The organism is Paenibacillus sp. FSL K6-2524 (genome assembly GCF_038005525.1).
GTDB classification, from domain to species: Bacteria; Bacillota; Bacilli; order Paenibacillales; family Paenibacillaceae; genus Fontibacillus; species Fontibacillus anaericanus.
Window position 1 is genome coordinate 5113559 of sequence record NZ_JBBOSP010000001.1, and the last position, 16671, is coordinate 5130229.

Consider the following 16671-nt stretch of genomic DNA (forward strand, 5'->3'; position numbering starts at 1 on the left):
AGTAATTGAGATACAATTTAATACTACCTTATAAAGTCACCCGCTAGCTTCCTCTACTTCTAATCCAAGCTTGCGGGCGACCCAACCGGTCGTACTGGCCTGAATCATAATCGTTAACACAATAGCCATAAACGTCACCGCCGAGATTATCTCAGCATGAGCAATCCCCATTGCAAGTATCATCCCCGATAACGCCGCCGGAATTACCCCCGTCTCTCGAACCCAGCACATGAACACCAACTCTCGCCAAGTCCATTTCACTACTCTATCAGGCAATGCACATAACAATACGGTAATCGGACGAGCTACGAACATTAATATCAACACAGCGGCAAGACTTTGCCAGAAGTACTGTCCTAGAATAACAAAATTTACCTGACTGCCAAGTAGCACAAAGATCAGCATACGCATCATAACCGTAGTATTCTCCGCAAAGGAATTAATTTCAAGCTCTTGGGGCTTTAATGATAAATGGAACGTTTCGGCATTGCCCCAAATGATACCAGCAACAAACGCAGCCATAAATCCGCTGACATGCAGGAAATCCCCAAGCCAATACGAAGATAAAGCGCAAATGATCATTACTATCGGCGCATACTCCTGCAGTATACCGTGACGCACATGCCCGCTTAAATATGTAAAAAGTGCTGAAACGACGATGCCTATTAAAATACCACCAAAAGCCGTTTTTACAAAATCCCAGGACATCGCGCCAAAATTTAATGCCCCGCCTCCAACAACCACTGCAAGCAAAGAGAAAGTTAGGATGGACCCCGTAGCGTCGTTAAATGCCGATTCACTCTCAACCGTCTCACGAACTCTTTCCTTAATTTTGACCTGTTTAAAAACAGGAATAATCGATGCAGGATCTGTAGAGGCAATAACCGCTGCTGCCAGGAATGCAAAGACCCAGTCTACACCAAACAAATAATGAACACTCGTACCAACCACCGCCATAGTAATCAATACACCCGGCACGCTAAGCAGTGATAGTGTAATCCATACTTTTCGCAGCTCACTGAGTTTCAAACTGCGGCCTCCGTCAAACAATATAAACACCGAACCAACCGTTAGAATCATCTGATTAACCAGGGAGCCACTCGGCTCGTGGATTAATTTCAATCCTGGACCGAGTAGCATACCCACAGCAATAAATATTGCAACATCCGGCAGCTTCAGCCAGGAAGCCAGCTTTCCTGCAAACATCCCAACGCAAATAACAAATAGCAGCAGCATAATATCATCCGAAATTATTTTACCTACAGCCGATTCCATTTCAGTCACACTCCAACCATAGGATCATAACTAATCTTCATTAATGACAGCTTTAAAGTCCTCAATATTTTTATTAGATCCTATAATTACCATAATGTCGCCCGTAATCAATTGGTCCATAGCGGTCGGAGCTACGATAATTCCGCTTTTTTTATGAATAGCTACGATACTGCATCCAAACCGAACGCGTGGATTAAGCTCGCCAATACTCTTACTTTCAAGACAAGCTGGAACTATCATTTCGACAATACTGTATTCTTTGGATAATTCAATAAAATCCAGTAAATTCGGATTCACAAGCTGGTGAGCAACCCGAATCCCCATATCACGTTCTGGAAAAATCACACGATCCACTCCGAGTCGCTCAAGTGCCCGTCCATGTAAAACAGAGATGGCCTTAGCAACTACGGTTTTGATTCCTAAATCCTTCAATAAGATCGCGGTTAGGATACTCCGCTGAATATCACTACCCATGGCCACGATGCCACAATCAAAATTGCGAACTCCTAACGACTTAAGTACCTCTTCTTCCGTGGTATCTGCCACTACGGCATGCGTAAGACGATTACTGAGTTCATTAACTATTTCTTCGTTATGATCAATCCCGAGAACCTCGTACCCGAGATCCATCAATTCCAATGCGAGGCTAGAACCAAACCGTCCAAGTCCAATCACTACAAACTGCTGCTTTTTCATTTTTTTCGTCAATCCCCTTATCCAATAATCATTTTACCTTCTGGATAGCGATAAAGTTCTTTACCCTTTTTTGGTCCCAGTGCATAAGCTAACGTTAAAGGCCCAAGCCTTCCAGCAAACATGGTGAAGCTAATTATAATTTTACCAATGAGCGTCAGTTTACCTGTAATCCCCATCGATAGCCCTACTGTACCAAATGCGGATGTTGCCTCGAATAGTATACTCAAAAAACTAACATCCTCAGTAGTGGATAATATCATGGAGACAACAATGACGAGAAATAACGACAACATCGTGATCGTCACAGCCTTGAATATTCGTTCTTGTGCCAGACGGTACTTAAACAATACCAGGTCTTCCCGTCCACGGATCATTGAAAGGACAGCACCAACAAGTATAGTGAACGTTGTCGTCTTTATCCCGCCCCCTGTGGAACCAGGTGACGCACCGATGAACATCAGAATGATCATAAAGAACTGTGTTGCTTGTCGTAACGCAGCAATGTCCAGTGTATTTGCTCCCGCCGTACGTGGTGTGACGGACTGGAAGAATGCGCTCCATATCTTTACACCCCAGCTCAGGGGTTCAAGCGTCTTAGGGTTTGTAAATTCAAATATAAAGATCACAAGCGCACCAATTAGGATAAGTGTAGTTGTCATCGTTAATACCACCTTAGAATGAAGCGATAATCTACGGCGGCGACGGAAGTCGATTAAATCGGACATCACGATAAAGCCAATACCACCGGCGACGATTAAGAACATCGTGACGAAATTGACGATAGGATCCCCTACATACATCGTTAAACTCTGATACCCACCAAATAGATCAAAGCCAGCATTATTAAACATTGCAACCGCATGAAAGATACCAAAGTAAATAGCTCGACCCCAAGGCATATCGAAGGCCCAACGAATCGTATAGACTAACGCCGCACAAGACTCAATCACTAACGAATACATCAATACTTTACGGATTAGACGAACAATACCCTCCATTGAGTTTTGATTCATTGCTTCCTGGAGTACCAATCGATCTTTCAATGAAATTTTTCGCTTGAGTGCAAAAGTGAATAAGGTTGCCATAGTCATAAAACCTAAGCCCCCGACCTGAATCAGGAGCATAATTACGACCTGGCCAAAGGTAGTGAAATGGGTTCCCGTATCAACCACGATCAATCCCGTTACACATGTAGCCGAAGTTGCCGTAAAGAGTGCATCAACAAAGGGGAGTGTTTCACCTGTTGTACTCGCAATTGGGAGCATCAATAATAGCGCTCCGACCATAATTATCGCGGCAAATCCGAACACCAATATCCGCGGCGGGGAAAGTTTAAACCATTTAGACAACACATGTTCACCTCATCACGTTAATAAAAAGAACAATAAAAAAAGACACTGGAAATCCAATGCCTTGCGGTGGTTGGGCTCCTGCTGCAAAGGCCTACGAGGTTAGCTGACGGATTCGGGCATGCACAGTTGCCCTATTCACTTCATCACTGGAAATAATTCAATCCAAGATTCGAAGTAAAATTCACCCCTACAGATTGGTTCCCCCATTTTCACATGGAAATTTGGCCAAATATTATTTTCATTTATTTACATTCATTTCAGTCAAATGGATTATAATCTTTATTCTTCCCTATCACAAAGCTTCATTTCCATGAAAAACATTGAAAAAAACCTAAAAGAGGCGAAACGCTGTTCCACGTCATCCCTTCTCCCAGCTTTGCTAAGCCTTACCGATGTTATTGCGGCTTTTCAACATTTCGTTCTCACTTATGGCGAATGTTTTCACCCTGTGTTATCTTTACTGAGACGAATATGAAGCGAATTGATCTAAATTTGAATAAAATTTCATTTTAAAGGGGTTTTATAATGAATGCTGCTGTTAAACCATTCGGACGCAAACTAAAAACGAGTACACTTTGGATATTGGCCTCACTAGGACTCGTTATTTTTGTACTCTTACAAGTTCTCCCTACCACTGTCTCAGAGTCACTTCAAGTCGAGCAAACGAAAAATATCATTTCGAAAGACGAAGCAAAGCAATCTGCTGTAAACTTTATGGAATCAACTCTCGGTATTTCAGGAAACTTAAATGAAACCTTAGTTACATATGAGACCTATTCAGAGGTCTATGGTTATTTATCCAAGGAAAAATTAATGGAATCGTATCTGAAAACTTATGATAAACAGTTCCCTTTGGAATTGTTCCGCGTTCGTTTTGAAAATCCTGATGAAATCCACTCTGCGGTAACAGTAGATGTGCATATGACAACAGGGCAAGTCGTTGGTTTCGAGAAAATTGCTTCCGCTAGCAATTCAACTAAAGATTTGATGCTTGAACTAAGCTCCGAATCATCAACAACTACCTTAATGGCCAAAGCTAGAGAAGGTAATTTAAGTCTGGAAGAAAAAGATGCATTGGCGACCCCTTACCTGAAATCATTTGGATTCACTAAAGATAAATTGATCCTAGCTTCTGGGGAAGAGGAGATCGGGATTCAATATCAACTTCAAGACAACGAAATAGGGAAATCTAAAGGATTCATCGATATCCGCTTCGAGTTTGGAGCAGTCTCTTCAATGGAGACCTATTTCAGCACTCCTGAGTCTCACATCGACTACGTGGATGCTCAGACGAGATTAGCATACTGGCTCACGTTTGGAGGGTATGCTTTATTTACTTTAGTACTTGGTATTCTAGCCATCGTATTCAGCGCCAAGACTCGGCCCCATTCTTCTTTTAAGCGTGGGATATTTCTATCCAGTCTTTACTTTATACTCTCTATAATAGGTGCAATAAATATGCTTCCCTATCTGCAAAAAGAAGGCGTGGACCCGATATTCCTAATCATCGGATTCCTAGTACAAGGTATACTGACCTTGACTATGGCTGCCTCCGTCTACTTCTCACTTGTTGGAGGGGATGGTCTATTAAAGAAGAATGGCCTTAATCTGTGGGCACGTTCTAAGGAACCCGGATATGGGCGTCATGTCCTGAGCTCTATGGCTGATGGTTACGCTTGGGCCTTTATTCTACTTGGTCTACAGTCCATCATATTCGTTATCTTGGATAAAACCATTCATTTCTGGTCAACGTCAGACGCTACACAATCACCTTACAATCTGTTATATCCGTTATTATTTCCTTTACTCGCTTGGGTTGCCGGTATTGGTGAAGAAGCTGTATATCGTCTGTTTGGAATTCCCATGCTCAAAAAGATCGTTCGTAACACATTCGTTGCCAGTCTCATTACAACCATGATCTGGGCTTTCGGACATACATTATATCCAATCTATCCTGTCATAACACGTCCTATTGAATTAGGAGTTATCGGATTATTATTCAGCTTCATCTTCCTGCGTTATGGCTTCATCGCGGCTGTCTTCTCACACGTAATATTTGATAGTATCTTAATGGCACTTAGCCTCATCTTTATGGGAGGATCGATTAACTTGGTGGCAGGATTGTTCTATATTATTCTTCCTGCTATCGTTGCTTATGTGATTTATCTATTCAACCCACCGGGAAAGGAACGAAGAACTCCTTTGATACAAAAAAAGAGAGGAGCCGTTGATTACGACTCCTCATCCTGAAGGGCATTAATAATTTGATTGGCGAGCTTCTCGCCGATCGACAGGGGCCGAAAGTCTTCGACTGAGGCCTCTTTTATTTTTTTAAGTGAGCCAAAATGCTTCAGCAAAAGTTTGCGACGTTTCTCACCAACGCCAGAAATAGCATCCAGACGTGAGGTAACCATCGACTTGGCACGTTGCTCACGGTGAAATGAAATAGCAAACCGGTGTACCTCGTCCTGAATCCGTTGCAACAAGTAGAACTCCTGACTGTCACGTGGCAAGTGAACTGGCTCTGGTGGGTCACCTACCATCAATTGAGCCGTCTTATGCTTGGCATCCTTAACGAGACCACACACAGGGATATACAACCCCAGCTCATTCTGTAGTACATCGACAGCTGCCGAGATTTGCCCCTTCCCTCCATCTACAACGATCAGGTCAGGCATTTGCAGATTGTCCTTCAGCACCCGTTCGTACCGGCGACGAATGACTTCACGCATCGTCTCATAATCGTCTGGTCCCTGAACGGTTCGAACTTTATATTTACGATACTCCTTCTTAGCTGGCTTCCCATCAATGAAGACGATCATAGCCGACACAGGATTCGTTCCCTGAATATTGGAGTTATCAAAAGCTTCGATTCTTGAAACTGATTCGAGACCAATACTCCGGCCCAGATTCTCCGCAGCCTTTGAAGTCCGCTCTTCATCTCGTTCAATCAGCTTGAACTTCTCGTCAATCGAGACGCGGGCATTATCCTCAGCCATCGTCACCATCTGCTTCTTAAGCCCCCGCTGAGGCACGAGAACCTTCACACCGAGCCATTGCTGTAGCGCTGCAGCTCCGCTCGCCGGGTCCAATGATTCGCCACCAGCAACACTTGCAGTCACTCCTGTGGCATCTATCACCGTTTCCGCTGAATCAACACTTTCCTCATCCCCAGCAAGCCCCTTCAATTCAGGTAGAAGAATTTCTTGTGGCACCGCCGGATTATCACTGTAATACTGCGTTACATAGGATAGAAAATCACCATAGGCTTCCCCGTAGAACGGAAAGACCGAAGCATGACGCTCAATCATTTTACCCTGTCGCATGTATAATATCTGGACACACATCCAGCCTTTATCGACAGCAAAACCGAACACGTCGCGGTCTTTGGCATCCGCCATCGTGATCTTCTGTTTCTCCATTAGCGCATCTATGTTGATGATCTGATCTCGTAATTCCTTAGCACGTTCAAAATACAATTCCTCTGCGGCTTCATGCATCTTACGCTGTAGTTCTTTCTTGATTTCCTCATGACCACCACTGAGAAAGGAATTGATTTCCTGCGTCATTTTCTCATACGTTTCCTGAGGCACTTCTTTTACACATGGTGCAAGGCACTGCCCCATATGATAATAGAGACAAACATCTTTGGGCATGACATTACATTTGCGCAGTGGATACATCCGATCCAATAGTTTTTTTGTTTGTTGAGCTGCATAACTATTCGGATAAGGTCCGAAATATTTCCCCTTATCTTTCAACACTCGCCGAGTGACTTCAAGCCTAGGGTGTTCTTCGTTTGTAATTTTAATATAAGGAAAGGTCTTATCATCCTTTAATAGCACGTTATAGCGTGGATGATGAGTCTTGATCAGATTGCACTCCAGAATGAGTGCTTCCATGTTACTTCCAGTAACAATATACTCGAAATCTCGGATATCCAAGACAAGTCGCTGCGTTTTACCATCGTGGCTGCCTGTGAAATAAGAACGGACCCGGTTCTTCAAGACCTTTGCCTTACCAACGTAAATAATGGTACCTTCTTTATTCTTCATCAAGTAGCAGCCCGGAAGATCAGGTAATAAAGCCAACTTGTGACGGATAGCCTCCATAGCCTTCTCTTGCTCTTGTTCATTCTCTTGTTCTTGTGAATCATGAATCAAATCCATGCCCGTGACTTCCTCCCCTATGGAATTGTTCACTTCGAATAATATACAGAAAACGCCCCCGGACATGCCGGAGGCGTGGGGAAAACATACCCTTGCAACCAAAAAGAAGCAATAAAGCTTATTAGTGTTTAGCGATCAGGTTTTTCAGTGCTTCTTTGGAATTCAATCCAACAACCTTATCAACGGGTTGCCCGTCTTTGAAAAGGATCAATGTTGGAATACTCATCACACCAAAACGGGACGCTGATTCCGGGTTTTCGTCCACATTCACTTTTGCTATTTTGACCGAATCTCCTACATCTGAAGCCAATTCCTCTAGAATTGGAGCGATCATTTTGCAGGGACCACACCAAGGAGCCCAGAAATCAACAAGGACCATACCTTGACCTTCTACTTCATTATTGAAGGATTGATCGGATACATTAACAATTGCCATAATAAATCTCCTCCTATATGTTTGTTTTATCATGTTTGCACAGTATTCTCAGAACAAACACAATTTCATTCAGTTCATAATGATGAATCCATCCTAAAATGGCGTCTTGCCAATTATACCACATTTTTTTTGAGAATGGGTAATCACCGTTACACGCGCGGTTAAAGCGCCTTCTTTACAAAATAAAGTAGAAATGGTTATACTATTAATAACCCAAAATCGTTTTGTCTATAACATATATCATTGATGTTTCCAACTTGACCGAGGAGGCTACGCCAATATGGACGCTAACCCACATGCAAACGACCCAAGAGCGCATATCAACGAAGAGCCACGCAACGATTTATTTGATTTGATGAACGGTTTCTTCGGTATGTTTACGCTCATGGCCGTTATTTTCTTCGGAATGGTCATCGTAAAATTTATAGCCGGTTAAGAAGCTGGACGGCAAAAAGGCTGGATCTTCTCCTCCAAGAGAATCCGGCCTTTTTTTGTATTTGTATTTTATTTATTGATTTCGCCCACGCTTGTTACTCCCATGAACTTGTACTACGTCCACAAATGGGGCAATCCGATCCATCAAACGTTGACCCTTATGTTGTTCTTCCCCATCTTTATTCGTAAAGCTTAGATGCTTCTCCAAAGCACTAAGCGAATGATTCGAAGTGTAAAAGGTCGGCTTACGGTTCATTCTATAATTAAGAATAGCTCCCATCACATGGTCGCGAACCCAAGGATTTAAATTTTCAGCCCCGATGTCATCAAAGATGAGCAAGTCCGCCTGCTTCATAACCTCCACCGATTCCTTCAGCTTCTGATTATCCAGCATCATCGACTTTAAATCTTCCACAAACTCAGGCATGTAGACGATCACTCCGGAATATCCCGATTTCGCCAGTTCATGAAGTAAGTAACACATTAGAAAGGTCTTTCCGGTACCGAAATGACCTTCGAGATAGAGCCCTTGAGTCTGAAGTCCATTCTCTCTAGTCTCATTGATATATTTAATAACCTGAGTCACGGCTGGTGCTCGCTCACGATCTTTCATCATGATCTCTACTTCATTGTAGCCTTCTTCTAGGGCACGTTCATCCACGTAGAAGCTATGTATCCGCTTCTTCACCGCTAGTTCCGTCTGCCTCTGATTCTGCTTATCACAAGGAACCTGCCGATCTATCAATTGGGTACGTCCACCCGTATTTTCGACTGTCAACTTCGTATAATGTCCTGGAAAATCATTAGGACAATCATCAAGTCCCGGACAATTACTACAATGGCGATTCGTATTCACATATTGATACAGCTTAGCCATATTAAGATGCAACTGTTCATCTGTTAGCTCTGGATGAGCCGCGCGAAGTGACAGTACCAAAGGTGAATTTAGTAGCTCTGCGGAAAGTTCTTCTGACCTCCGACGGAGTTGTGGGTTCTTCATTTGCGACAACAGTTGCCCGAGTGATTCCATGCGTTATATTCACCATCCTTCATTCTATATATATACAATTCTGTTCCGCTTAACTGCCTCTATTCTTGCTTGCTTGTGTCTGCTCAGCCAACTTAAGCATTTCAGCAAAATCCTCATCAGAGACACTCTGCTCCCCACTCGAACGTTCAACGATAGGTATCTCAGGCTTCGGCTTCACTCCACGATTACTATACGTACGTCCACGTCCCGCGCCGGCCGCACCACCTGTGGAGGCGGCTGCAACTTTATCCTTCACCTTCGACTGTTCACGTATATACTGAACAGCCTTCTCATAGGAATTGACTTGTTTCAGCAACATATTCGATGCGATAGCATCCACAAAATTACGATTAATCCGTTGTTCTCCACCCGAGGTTAAGAGGCTCATCAAATAATGGATCAAAACATTGATAACTTCACCTGGTAGTTTATAATTCAAATCGATTTTTTCAAAGATATCAAGTAAATTATCAGGAACCGCTCCCGGAAAGAACGTCTTAAGAAGTCTGGTGTATGGCTCGTTACGCAACATCATGTTGTACTGATGAATATCGCACTTGCTTATAAATTGTGGTGGTACTTCCACATAAAATTCCATTTGAACCGCAATTTCTTCCTCATGCATCTGGGCAGGTTCTTTAACTTCAGCGCGAAGTGCGGCCACTTTACCGTATACAACTTCCCGCTCTTCCTTGCGTCGTTTGCCTTGGCGGAACTGAAGATTTGCTATGTGTTGTAATTTATCCAACAAGAGCCCACCATCAGGATCAAACACACCATCTTCATCCAGAAGGCGACACAAATCTTGAACACTCAAATCGTATTTACGAGCCACATAATTCGCAACTCCCATACCTTCGGGATTAAATCGTAGCCCTTCCACAAAAGGACGGTTAGCAGATCCACGCGGGAAATGGAGGATAATGTCCGCATAATTGAGTGAATCTTCCTCACTCGCCACTGCTATTTGACCTTTCCCCCTCGCAACCGATGTTTCAGCAATCGCCTGTTCAAGTTCATAATCAATAGCATGTGTGTTCAGTTCAAAAATATCATAAAATGGTATGGATATATTTTCTTTATTATAAGTTAGAACGGACCACTCATCCGGTTCTTTATTGAATAGCTTCTCCCGCAACTCCAGAACGGCAAATTTGCCAATCTTATCACGTAGTAGTAACGTCAGATGCTGGGTTCTAAAAAACTCTGACGGGGTCAATGGCGCTTGTAGCTCATATTCATACATATAATCGTCACTATCAGGCATATATAAACGGCTAGTTTGCAACAGACCAACTGCTTCTAGTTTGGAGGTCTGCTCAACGAGAAATTTACGCCCCTTTTCACTAGGCTCCAACCCCAACGTCAAAAATAACCCCCGTTGCTGCTCAACGGCGGAATATCCTACTTGTTCCAACGGCACTTGCTGGGCGAGCAACTTATAGACTCCTATTGCAAAAGCTCCAACCATAGGTTGATAGATTAAATTTAGCATTTTCCCGTCTACACCACTAAGACTGAAGTCACGATACACACAATAATGATGATTCTCGGTAAAATGATGTAAATTGTTCATGCGCACCTATGAAACACTCCTTCATATCACTTACAGGTAGACTTCCTCTATTCTATCACAAATCCAGCTGAGCTTAGTCGTAAAATCATGGCATTTCTTATCCGCCGCAAAGTTCGTGGTAAGTCTCCTTAACAAATGAAAGATAAGGCGACGGAGGGAATACCTTCATCGTTTCATATACTTGCTCAATAAGAGTGCGGGCACGATCATGTTCTCCCTGCTTAGCATAAATTTTTGCTATATAAGCTCCGGCAGAATGAATAGAAGCCTTATTAAACGGGTGGTGCCCCCATTCCGGCATGGTGACTTGCGACAACGCTTCAAGAGCCTCCGCATATCGATCTAACCCATAATAGGAGATTCCCCTCTGCAACAGCCAATATCCTCGCTTATCCTCATGCTCCATAATAGAGTACTTCAAGATCAAATCCAATGCCTCAGCGTATTTACCCTTCCAATTCAACTTTGTTACTTCGACCAATTCTATTAATTCCAACGAATCGAGGTCTTCCGTAAATTGAGCGAACTGCCTTGCTTTGGACAAATAATGTTGAACTTGTTCATCGTCCTCAATGACTTGACTATTTCCCGCCAACAATCTATAAAAATGGTCCGTTAGATAAAAGACCTTCTCATCATGAGACAAGGTAATAGCCGCCAGAAGAACATTTCTACTTTCCTCATAATATCCAATAGCAGACAAGGATGCCGCCTCAGCATAATGAAGGTCTAGTTCAAACAAGATATCCCTACTTGATTTCTTGTCCTTATATTGCCGCCAAACATCACGGATTAAGTCTAGCGAAGTCCCATATTGCAATTTCGTAAAATACAAAGCATACATGATATATCTAGCCTTAGCTGCCTCAACATATAAACTAAAATGATCATAAATCTCTACTGCCTTATCTACTGCTCTCCCGCCGTTCGGATTCAATGTATGGAAGCAAGCTTCTGCGTAATTCTCCATGAGTCTTGCAGCGTCAAGAATTAAAGGAAGCTTCGTCTCCAGTAAAGGTTCAACCTTTGATATGATTGATATATAATCTTTCCGCTTGATATGATCCTCTACTTCCCTCAGCAGCCTACTTATTTCCGCAGAGCCATCCTCTTCCAACAACTGACTGACTTCTAGCCCCAATTGCCGAGCCAAGTATTGTAAGCTTCCCATCGAGGGCTGAGCTTTACCATTCTCAATTTGACTGAGCATACTCTTCGTTATATGTTCACCTGCTAACTGCGATTGTGTTATACCCTTTGCTTTACGCAGCTTTCGAATTTTTTCTCCGATTGTTGTGGACATGTATTCAACCTCATTAGATTCATTTTATCCAGTATAACTTAACTAGAAGCTACAGAAAAGCATACAGATTGATTATTTGTTAAATTAAAATTAACTTATATTGCGAATTGTTGCTACATACGTTATTATAAGTTTAATTTAATTTAACTTTAACTGGAAGCGGGAAATCACATGAATATTGATGTTCCAAACAAACGCAACGATAATCGAAACATCTTTCTTTTTTTTACCGGCAAGTTAATTACGATGTTAGGCTCAAGCATGTACACTTTTATTATTGGACTGTATATTTTGAAATTGACCGGTTCAGGTGGAAACTTCGCTCTAACGATTATTTGCGGGATGTTACCTCGAATACTGTTGTCTCCATTTGCCGGAGTTATCGCTGACCGTATGAGCCGCCGAAAGCTCCTTATAGGATCAGATGCTGCAAGTACAATCGTCATGCTTCTGGCCTTTTCCACCGTATCATTTGCAGGACTTCCCCTAATAACTGTCTACGCTTCACTCATCCTACTCTCAGTATGTTCTACCTTCTATAGCGTCTCCCTATCTTCTTCCGTTATGATGCTTGTTGAAGAGGATAATGTGCAGCGAGCGAGTTCCTTGGGTCAAATATCCAGTTCAATCGGCAGCATTTTAGGACCAATACTTGGTGGAATTCTTTACGCTTATGTATCATTAGAAATGTTTATGTTATTTAATGGCCTTGCCTTTCTGATATCAACACTGATGGGATGGTCATTGAAATTCAAACCTTCGGCTTCATCATCCCCTGACTACGATATGAATACAGGAGATGGTTCGTCCAAAGGATTCCTTAAATCATTCCAACGTAGTTTTATTGAAGGTTTCCATTATGCTAAACGGAACCATCTGATCTGGGGAATGATCAAACTGGCCTTCTGGATCAACTTTTTCATCAGTGCTCTTAACGTGTTTCTCCCCTATATTATTGTCGAGTCCCTGAAACTTAGCTCCAAGCAGTATGGTACTATCGACGCAATGTTAGCTGCAGGTATGTTACTCATGTCAGCTCTTCTCTCGATTCGCAAACAATTAGGAGATCCCATAAAGTCATTACTACAAGGTACAACTACTCTCTCCATTCTAATTATTTCTATGTCATTACCCTTGCTTATTACCTTCACTTCTCTTGGCTCATTTGTATTTTATATGATACTCATGTTAATTGTTGGCATAATCATTATTTACATCAATATTCCCATCCAGGTTACACTGCAAAAGACTATAGAAGAGGAATATCGCGGACGCGTATTCGGTATTCTTGATACTATGGCCAGCGCCATCGCACCTCTAGGTATGGTATTATTCGGCCTTACACTAGACTGGATTCCAAGTTTCTATATCCCTATCATTTCAGGTTTAGGACTGCTGCTCGTTACTTTGATCGGGGCACATGAGCTACGAAAGGTCCCAAGTCAGACAACTGTCGCTTCATCTCAGCAGGCTTCCAGTAGTCAATAAGCAACCTCACACACGCGAATAAAACAAACAGCGGTGGCACCCCTGGCTATCAGGGATACCACCGCTGTTTGTTTTATTTCAATTCCACTTTTAAACATAAAGAGGATTCATAAATATAATCAATACTTGATCATGGAGGAGCAGAAGTTAGCGGAGAGGACGGAATTATCCTGAAGAAGCAGAGCGTTCGCCTTTGCCTCCAAATTTTCACCGCTATAGCGATATATTCAAAAAATTTCGGAGGCAACAGTGATCGTAAGGATAATCCGTCATCGTAGCGGTTGTGCGAACCTACTGTTTCAAGCATTAGTTATGTCCTTAGAATGTTTAAAACATCCTATATCCGCCTTTACGCAGCTTTTCAATGGTCCATCCACTTAATATTGCGCCACCAAATCCAGCAATCGCAGTCAAATAATCAACCAAACGGAACGAAGCGAGGTAGGATCCAAAACTCTTATCATGATTCCATAACGTATATACAACAATCGGTACAATGACAAGAACAAATATGTATGCTGGAAACCATGTTGTTTTCATAAGCATATTGAGAATAAATCCGATGCCGAACATCATAACGAAGAACAGAACCATCAGCACCAATACGATGAGCCAACCCATCGTTTCCCCACCCTTCTCCTCCATACTATAAGTTAAATCACATTGACTAGAACTAGTGATAAGTTTACTAGAAAAAATGTTACGAAGCAACGAACTTTCTTGAAATAAAATCACAATTCGGTTTGCCCCTCTACCATCGTTAGGATACAATAGAGTAAGTACATATCGTATGTAATCCATAAGAAATTTAGGAGTGATAATAAATGAGTGACGTAGCTTCAACTTTGGAAGGATGGTACGCTCTGCATGATTTCCGCTCCATCGATTGGACAGCTTGGAAAGCAGCAGATGACGAGGAGCGAGCAGGAGCACTTGAAGAGCTTCACACCTTCCTCCAGCAGTGGGGCAATATGGAGCAAGACAAGAGCGGTAGCACAGCCGTTTACTCCATCGTAGGACAGAAGGCTGACTTTGTATTCATGCATCTTCGGGAAACATTAGAGGAACTAAACGCTGTGGAGACCGAATTTAATAAAACAACATTTGCTGAGTACACGATTAAATCTTACTCTTATGTGAGTATCGTGGAACTAAGCAACTATCTTGCATCAGGAGATGGTGATCCGAAGAGTAATCCTGAAATTCTAGCTAGACTTCAGCCCATTCTCCCAAAATCGAAACACATCTGCTTCTACCCGATGAACAAGAAACGCGATTTGAATGACAACTGGTATATGCTAACCATGGATGAGCGGCGCACTATGATGCGTAGCCACGGTATGATCGGTCGTGGATACGCCGGCAAAGTGAAGCAAATCATTACCGGTTCTGTTGGTCTAGATGATTGGGAATGGGGAGTCACACTCTTCTCTGATGATCCGATTCACTTTAAGAAACTCGTATACGAAATGCGGTTTGACGAAGTGAGTGCACGTTTTGGAGAATTCGGTTCCTTCTATGTTGGTAATTTGCTCAATGAGCAGTTGTTCGAGGACTTACTGAAAGTATAATCCGCTCCCCAGAGAGCAAACAAATAAAAGGCTGCTCCCTATGAACTGGTCAAGACCCCAATTAGTAGACACTGTAAAAACACCTAGGACACAAGCTGGTTCCTGTACTCAACAGGAGTCAGCTTGTTTAATTTTCGTTGTGCTCTATCTTCGTTATAAAAACGAATAAATTCTTCAATTCTTCTTTGTGCCTCATCGGTACTTCGTATATCATAAGGGTAGAGTGCTTCGACTTTAAGATGAGAGAAGAAGCTCTCGATTGAGGCGTTGTCATAACAATTCCCTCGACGTGACATGCTGATTTGGGCTCCAACCTGTGGCAGCATGTCATGGTAAGCATGAGACGTGTACTGGCTTCCTTGATCGCTGTGAACGATCAGCCCGGTCACGTCTTTATGCTTTTCAAACGCCTTTCGAAACGTCTCTAAGACAAGCGGATTGTCATTATTCCTACTAATGTGGTATCCGACGATTTCGTTATTCCACAGATCTTTAATGGCAGATAAGTAAATCTTGTCATCAAAAACACGATATTGCGTAACGTCTGTTGCCCATTTCAGATTAGGTTTATCGGCTTTAAAGTCTCGGTTCAACAAGTTCTCTGCGATCCTTCCATCCGAAACAGCCGCCTCATGACTTGTTCTATGGACGTACTTACGGCGTATAATCGCTTGAATACCTAGTTCCTGCATGAGTCGTAGAACCTTCTTATGATTCACTACAAGACGATATTGGCGATACAATTCATCCTGTATACGACGGTATCCTACAGTCTTGTTACGTTGCTCATAAATGATACGGATCTTAAGCTTCAAATCCTCGTCAATATGCTTATTCTTGCGCTTTAAATAAGCATAGTAACCGCTTCTGCTAATCCCCAAATATACACAGAGCTCCTTTACGGTTTGTTTATGCTTAAGTTCGTCGATGACGACATATCTATCCTGCAACCCTCCCGATTCAAGATTTGTAACCACTTTTTTAGGACATCTACCTCCAACTGCAAACGACGCAACTCACGCTCTTGCTCTGTTTCAGCCTTGTGTGGATCTCCACGTCTATCTTCAAATGCAGCTTGTCCTTCTGTCCGATACTTCCTCACCCAAACCTTAACACGGTTTTTATCGTTTATTTCTAAGTGTTCTGCAATCTTTCTGTAGCACCATCCATCCTCAATAAACAGTCCTACCGCTTCTACTTTAAGAGACTCAGGATAATGCTTAAACTTCTGACCCTTCTTTGCTGGCATAAAAAATGCACCCCCTAGAATTTCATCGGCTAAACCCGGGGGTTTTTCCAATGTCTATTCTAAGGGGTGCACTTCAAACATTGGGAACAGC

At 42.5% G+C, this 16671-nt stretch carries 15 protein-coding genes and 1 riboswitch; of the genes, 4 read left to right on the forward strand and 11 right to left on the reverse strand.

Going from position 1 to position 16671, the window contains the following annotated elements:
• Nucleotides 1–36: 36 nt before the first annotated feature.
• Genes NST85_RS23640 through NST85_RS23650 form a run of 3 tightly spaced genes read right to left on the reverse strand, consistent with a single transcriptional unit; the run spans nt 37 to nt 3323 of the window.
• Complete coding sequence (locus tag NST85_RS23640; RefSeq protein ID WP_341190568.1) at nt 37–1275, reverse strand: cation:proton antiporter; 1239 nt, start codon at nt 1273–1275, stop codon at nt 37–39.
• A 30-nt stretch (nt 1276–1305) separates the two neighbouring features.
• Complete coding sequence (locus tag NST85_RS23645) at nt 1306–1971, reverse strand: potassium channel family protein (protein ID WP_341190569.1); 666 nt, start codon at nt 1969–1971, stop codon at nt 1306–1308.
• Between the two features lie 17 nt (nt 1972–1988).
• A complete protein-coding gene (locus tag NST85_RS23650) occupies nt 1989–3323 on the reverse strand; it encodes a TrkH family potassium uptake protein (RefSeq protein WP_341190570.1) in 1335 nt (444 codons plus the stop codon).
• Between the two features lie 73 nt (nt 3324–3396).
• Nucleotides 3397–3560: riboswitch (cyclic di-AMP (ydaO/yuaA leader) on the reverse strand.
• A 288-nt stretch (nt 3561–3848) separates the two neighbouring features.
• On the opposite strand from NST85_RS23650, the gene NST85_RS23655 reads away from it, so the two are divergent.
• Entirely contained in the window at nt 3849–5573 is a 1725-nt protein-coding gene (locus tag NST85_RS23655; RefSeq protein WP_341190571.1) for a CPBP family intramembrane glutamic endopeptidase, read from the forward strand.
• On the opposite strand, the gene uvrC is transcribed toward NST85_RS23655, so the two are convergent.
• Nucleotides 5555–7492 (reverse strand): excinuclease ABC subunit UvrC, encoded by a 1938-nt coding sequence (gene uvrC, locus NST85_RS23660; RefSeq protein ID WP_341190572.1) that lies wholly within the window; start codon nt 7490–7492, stop codon nt 5555–5557. The two genes, NST85_RS23655 and uvrC, sit on opposite strands and share 19 nt — an antisense overlap.
• A gap of 121 nt (nt 7493–7613) precedes the next feature.
• Nucleotides 7614–7961, reverse strand: coding sequence for a thioredoxin (gene trxA / locus NST85_RS23665; protein ID WP_341190573.1), 348 nt, complete (start codon nt 7959–7961; stop codon nt 7614–7616).
• Nucleotides 7962–8208: 247 nt separating this feature from the next.
• Here trxA and NST85_RS23670 point away from each other — a divergent pair, with 247 nt between their 5' ends.
• A complete protein-coding gene (locus NST85_RS23670) occupies nt 8209–8364 on the forward strand; it encodes a YqzM family protein (protein ID WP_127190278.1) in 156 nt (51 codons plus the stop codon).
• A 72-nt stretch (nt 8365–8436) separates the two neighbouring features.
• On the opposite strand, the gene dnaI is transcribed toward NST85_RS23670, so the two are convergent.
• The 3 genes from dnaI to NST85_RS23685 form a co-directional block, all read right to left on the reverse strand.
• Entirely contained in the window at nt 8437–9393 is a 957-nt protein-coding gene (gene dnaI / locus NST85_RS23675) for a primosomal protein DnaI (protein ID WP_341190574.1), read from the reverse strand.
• Nucleotides 9394–9442: 49 nt separating this feature from the next.
• The gene (locus NST85_RS23680; RefSeq protein ID WP_341190575.1) at nt 9443–10975 is read right to left on the reverse strand and encodes a helicase DnaB; all 1533 of its coding nucleotides are present in this window, start codon (nt 10973–10975) and stop codon (nt 9443–9445) included.
• A gap of 91 nt (nt 10976–11066) precedes the next feature.
• Nucleotides 11067–12272 (reverse strand): helix-turn-helix transcriptional regulator, encoded by a 1206-nt coding sequence (locus NST85_RS23685; RefSeq protein ID WP_341190576.1) that lies wholly within the window; start codon nt 12270–12272, stop codon nt 11067–11069.
• Nucleotides 12273–12443: 171 nt separating this feature from the next.
• On the opposite strand from NST85_RS23685, the gene NST85_RS23690 reads away from it, so the two are divergent.
• Complete coding sequence (locus NST85_RS23690) at nt 12444–13760, forward strand: MFS transporter (protein WP_341190577.1); 1317 nt, start codon at nt 12444–12446, stop codon at nt 13758–13760.
• 327 nt (nt 13761–14087) lie between these two features.
• Here the strand turns inward: NST85_RS23690 and NST85_RS23695 are convergent, their stop codons facing one another.
• Entirely contained in the window at nt 14088–14381 is a 294-nt protein-coding gene (locus tag NST85_RS23695; RefSeq protein WP_127190398.1) for a YuiB family protein, read from the reverse strand.
• A 203-nt stretch (nt 14382–14584) separates the two neighbouring features.
• Between NST85_RS23695 and hemQ the strand changes: the two genes are divergently transcribed.
• On the forward strand, nt 14585–15331 hold the full coding sequence (gene hemQ / locus NST85_RS23700; RefSeq protein ID WP_127190283.1) for a hydrogen peroxide-dependent heme synthase: 747 nt from the start codon (nt 14585–14587) through the stop codon (nt 15329–15331).
• Nucleotides 15332–15414: 83 nt separating this feature from the next.
• Here the strand turns inward: hemQ and NST85_RS23705 are convergent, their stop codons facing one another.
• Nucleotides 15415–16281, reverse strand: coding sequence for an IS3 family transposase (locus tag NST85_RS23705; RefSeq protein ID WP_170220213.1), 867 nt, complete (start codon nt 16279–16281; stop codon nt 15415–15417).
• On the reverse strand, nt 16230–16580 hold the full coding sequence (locus NST85_RS23710; RefSeq protein WP_127193234.1) for a helix-turn-helix domain-containing protein: 351 nt from the start codon (nt 16578–16580) through the stop codon (nt 16230–16232). Before NST85_RS23710 ends, NST85_RS23705 begins: the two co-directional genes overlap by 52 nt.
• Nucleotides 16581–16671: the final 91 nt, after the last annotated feature.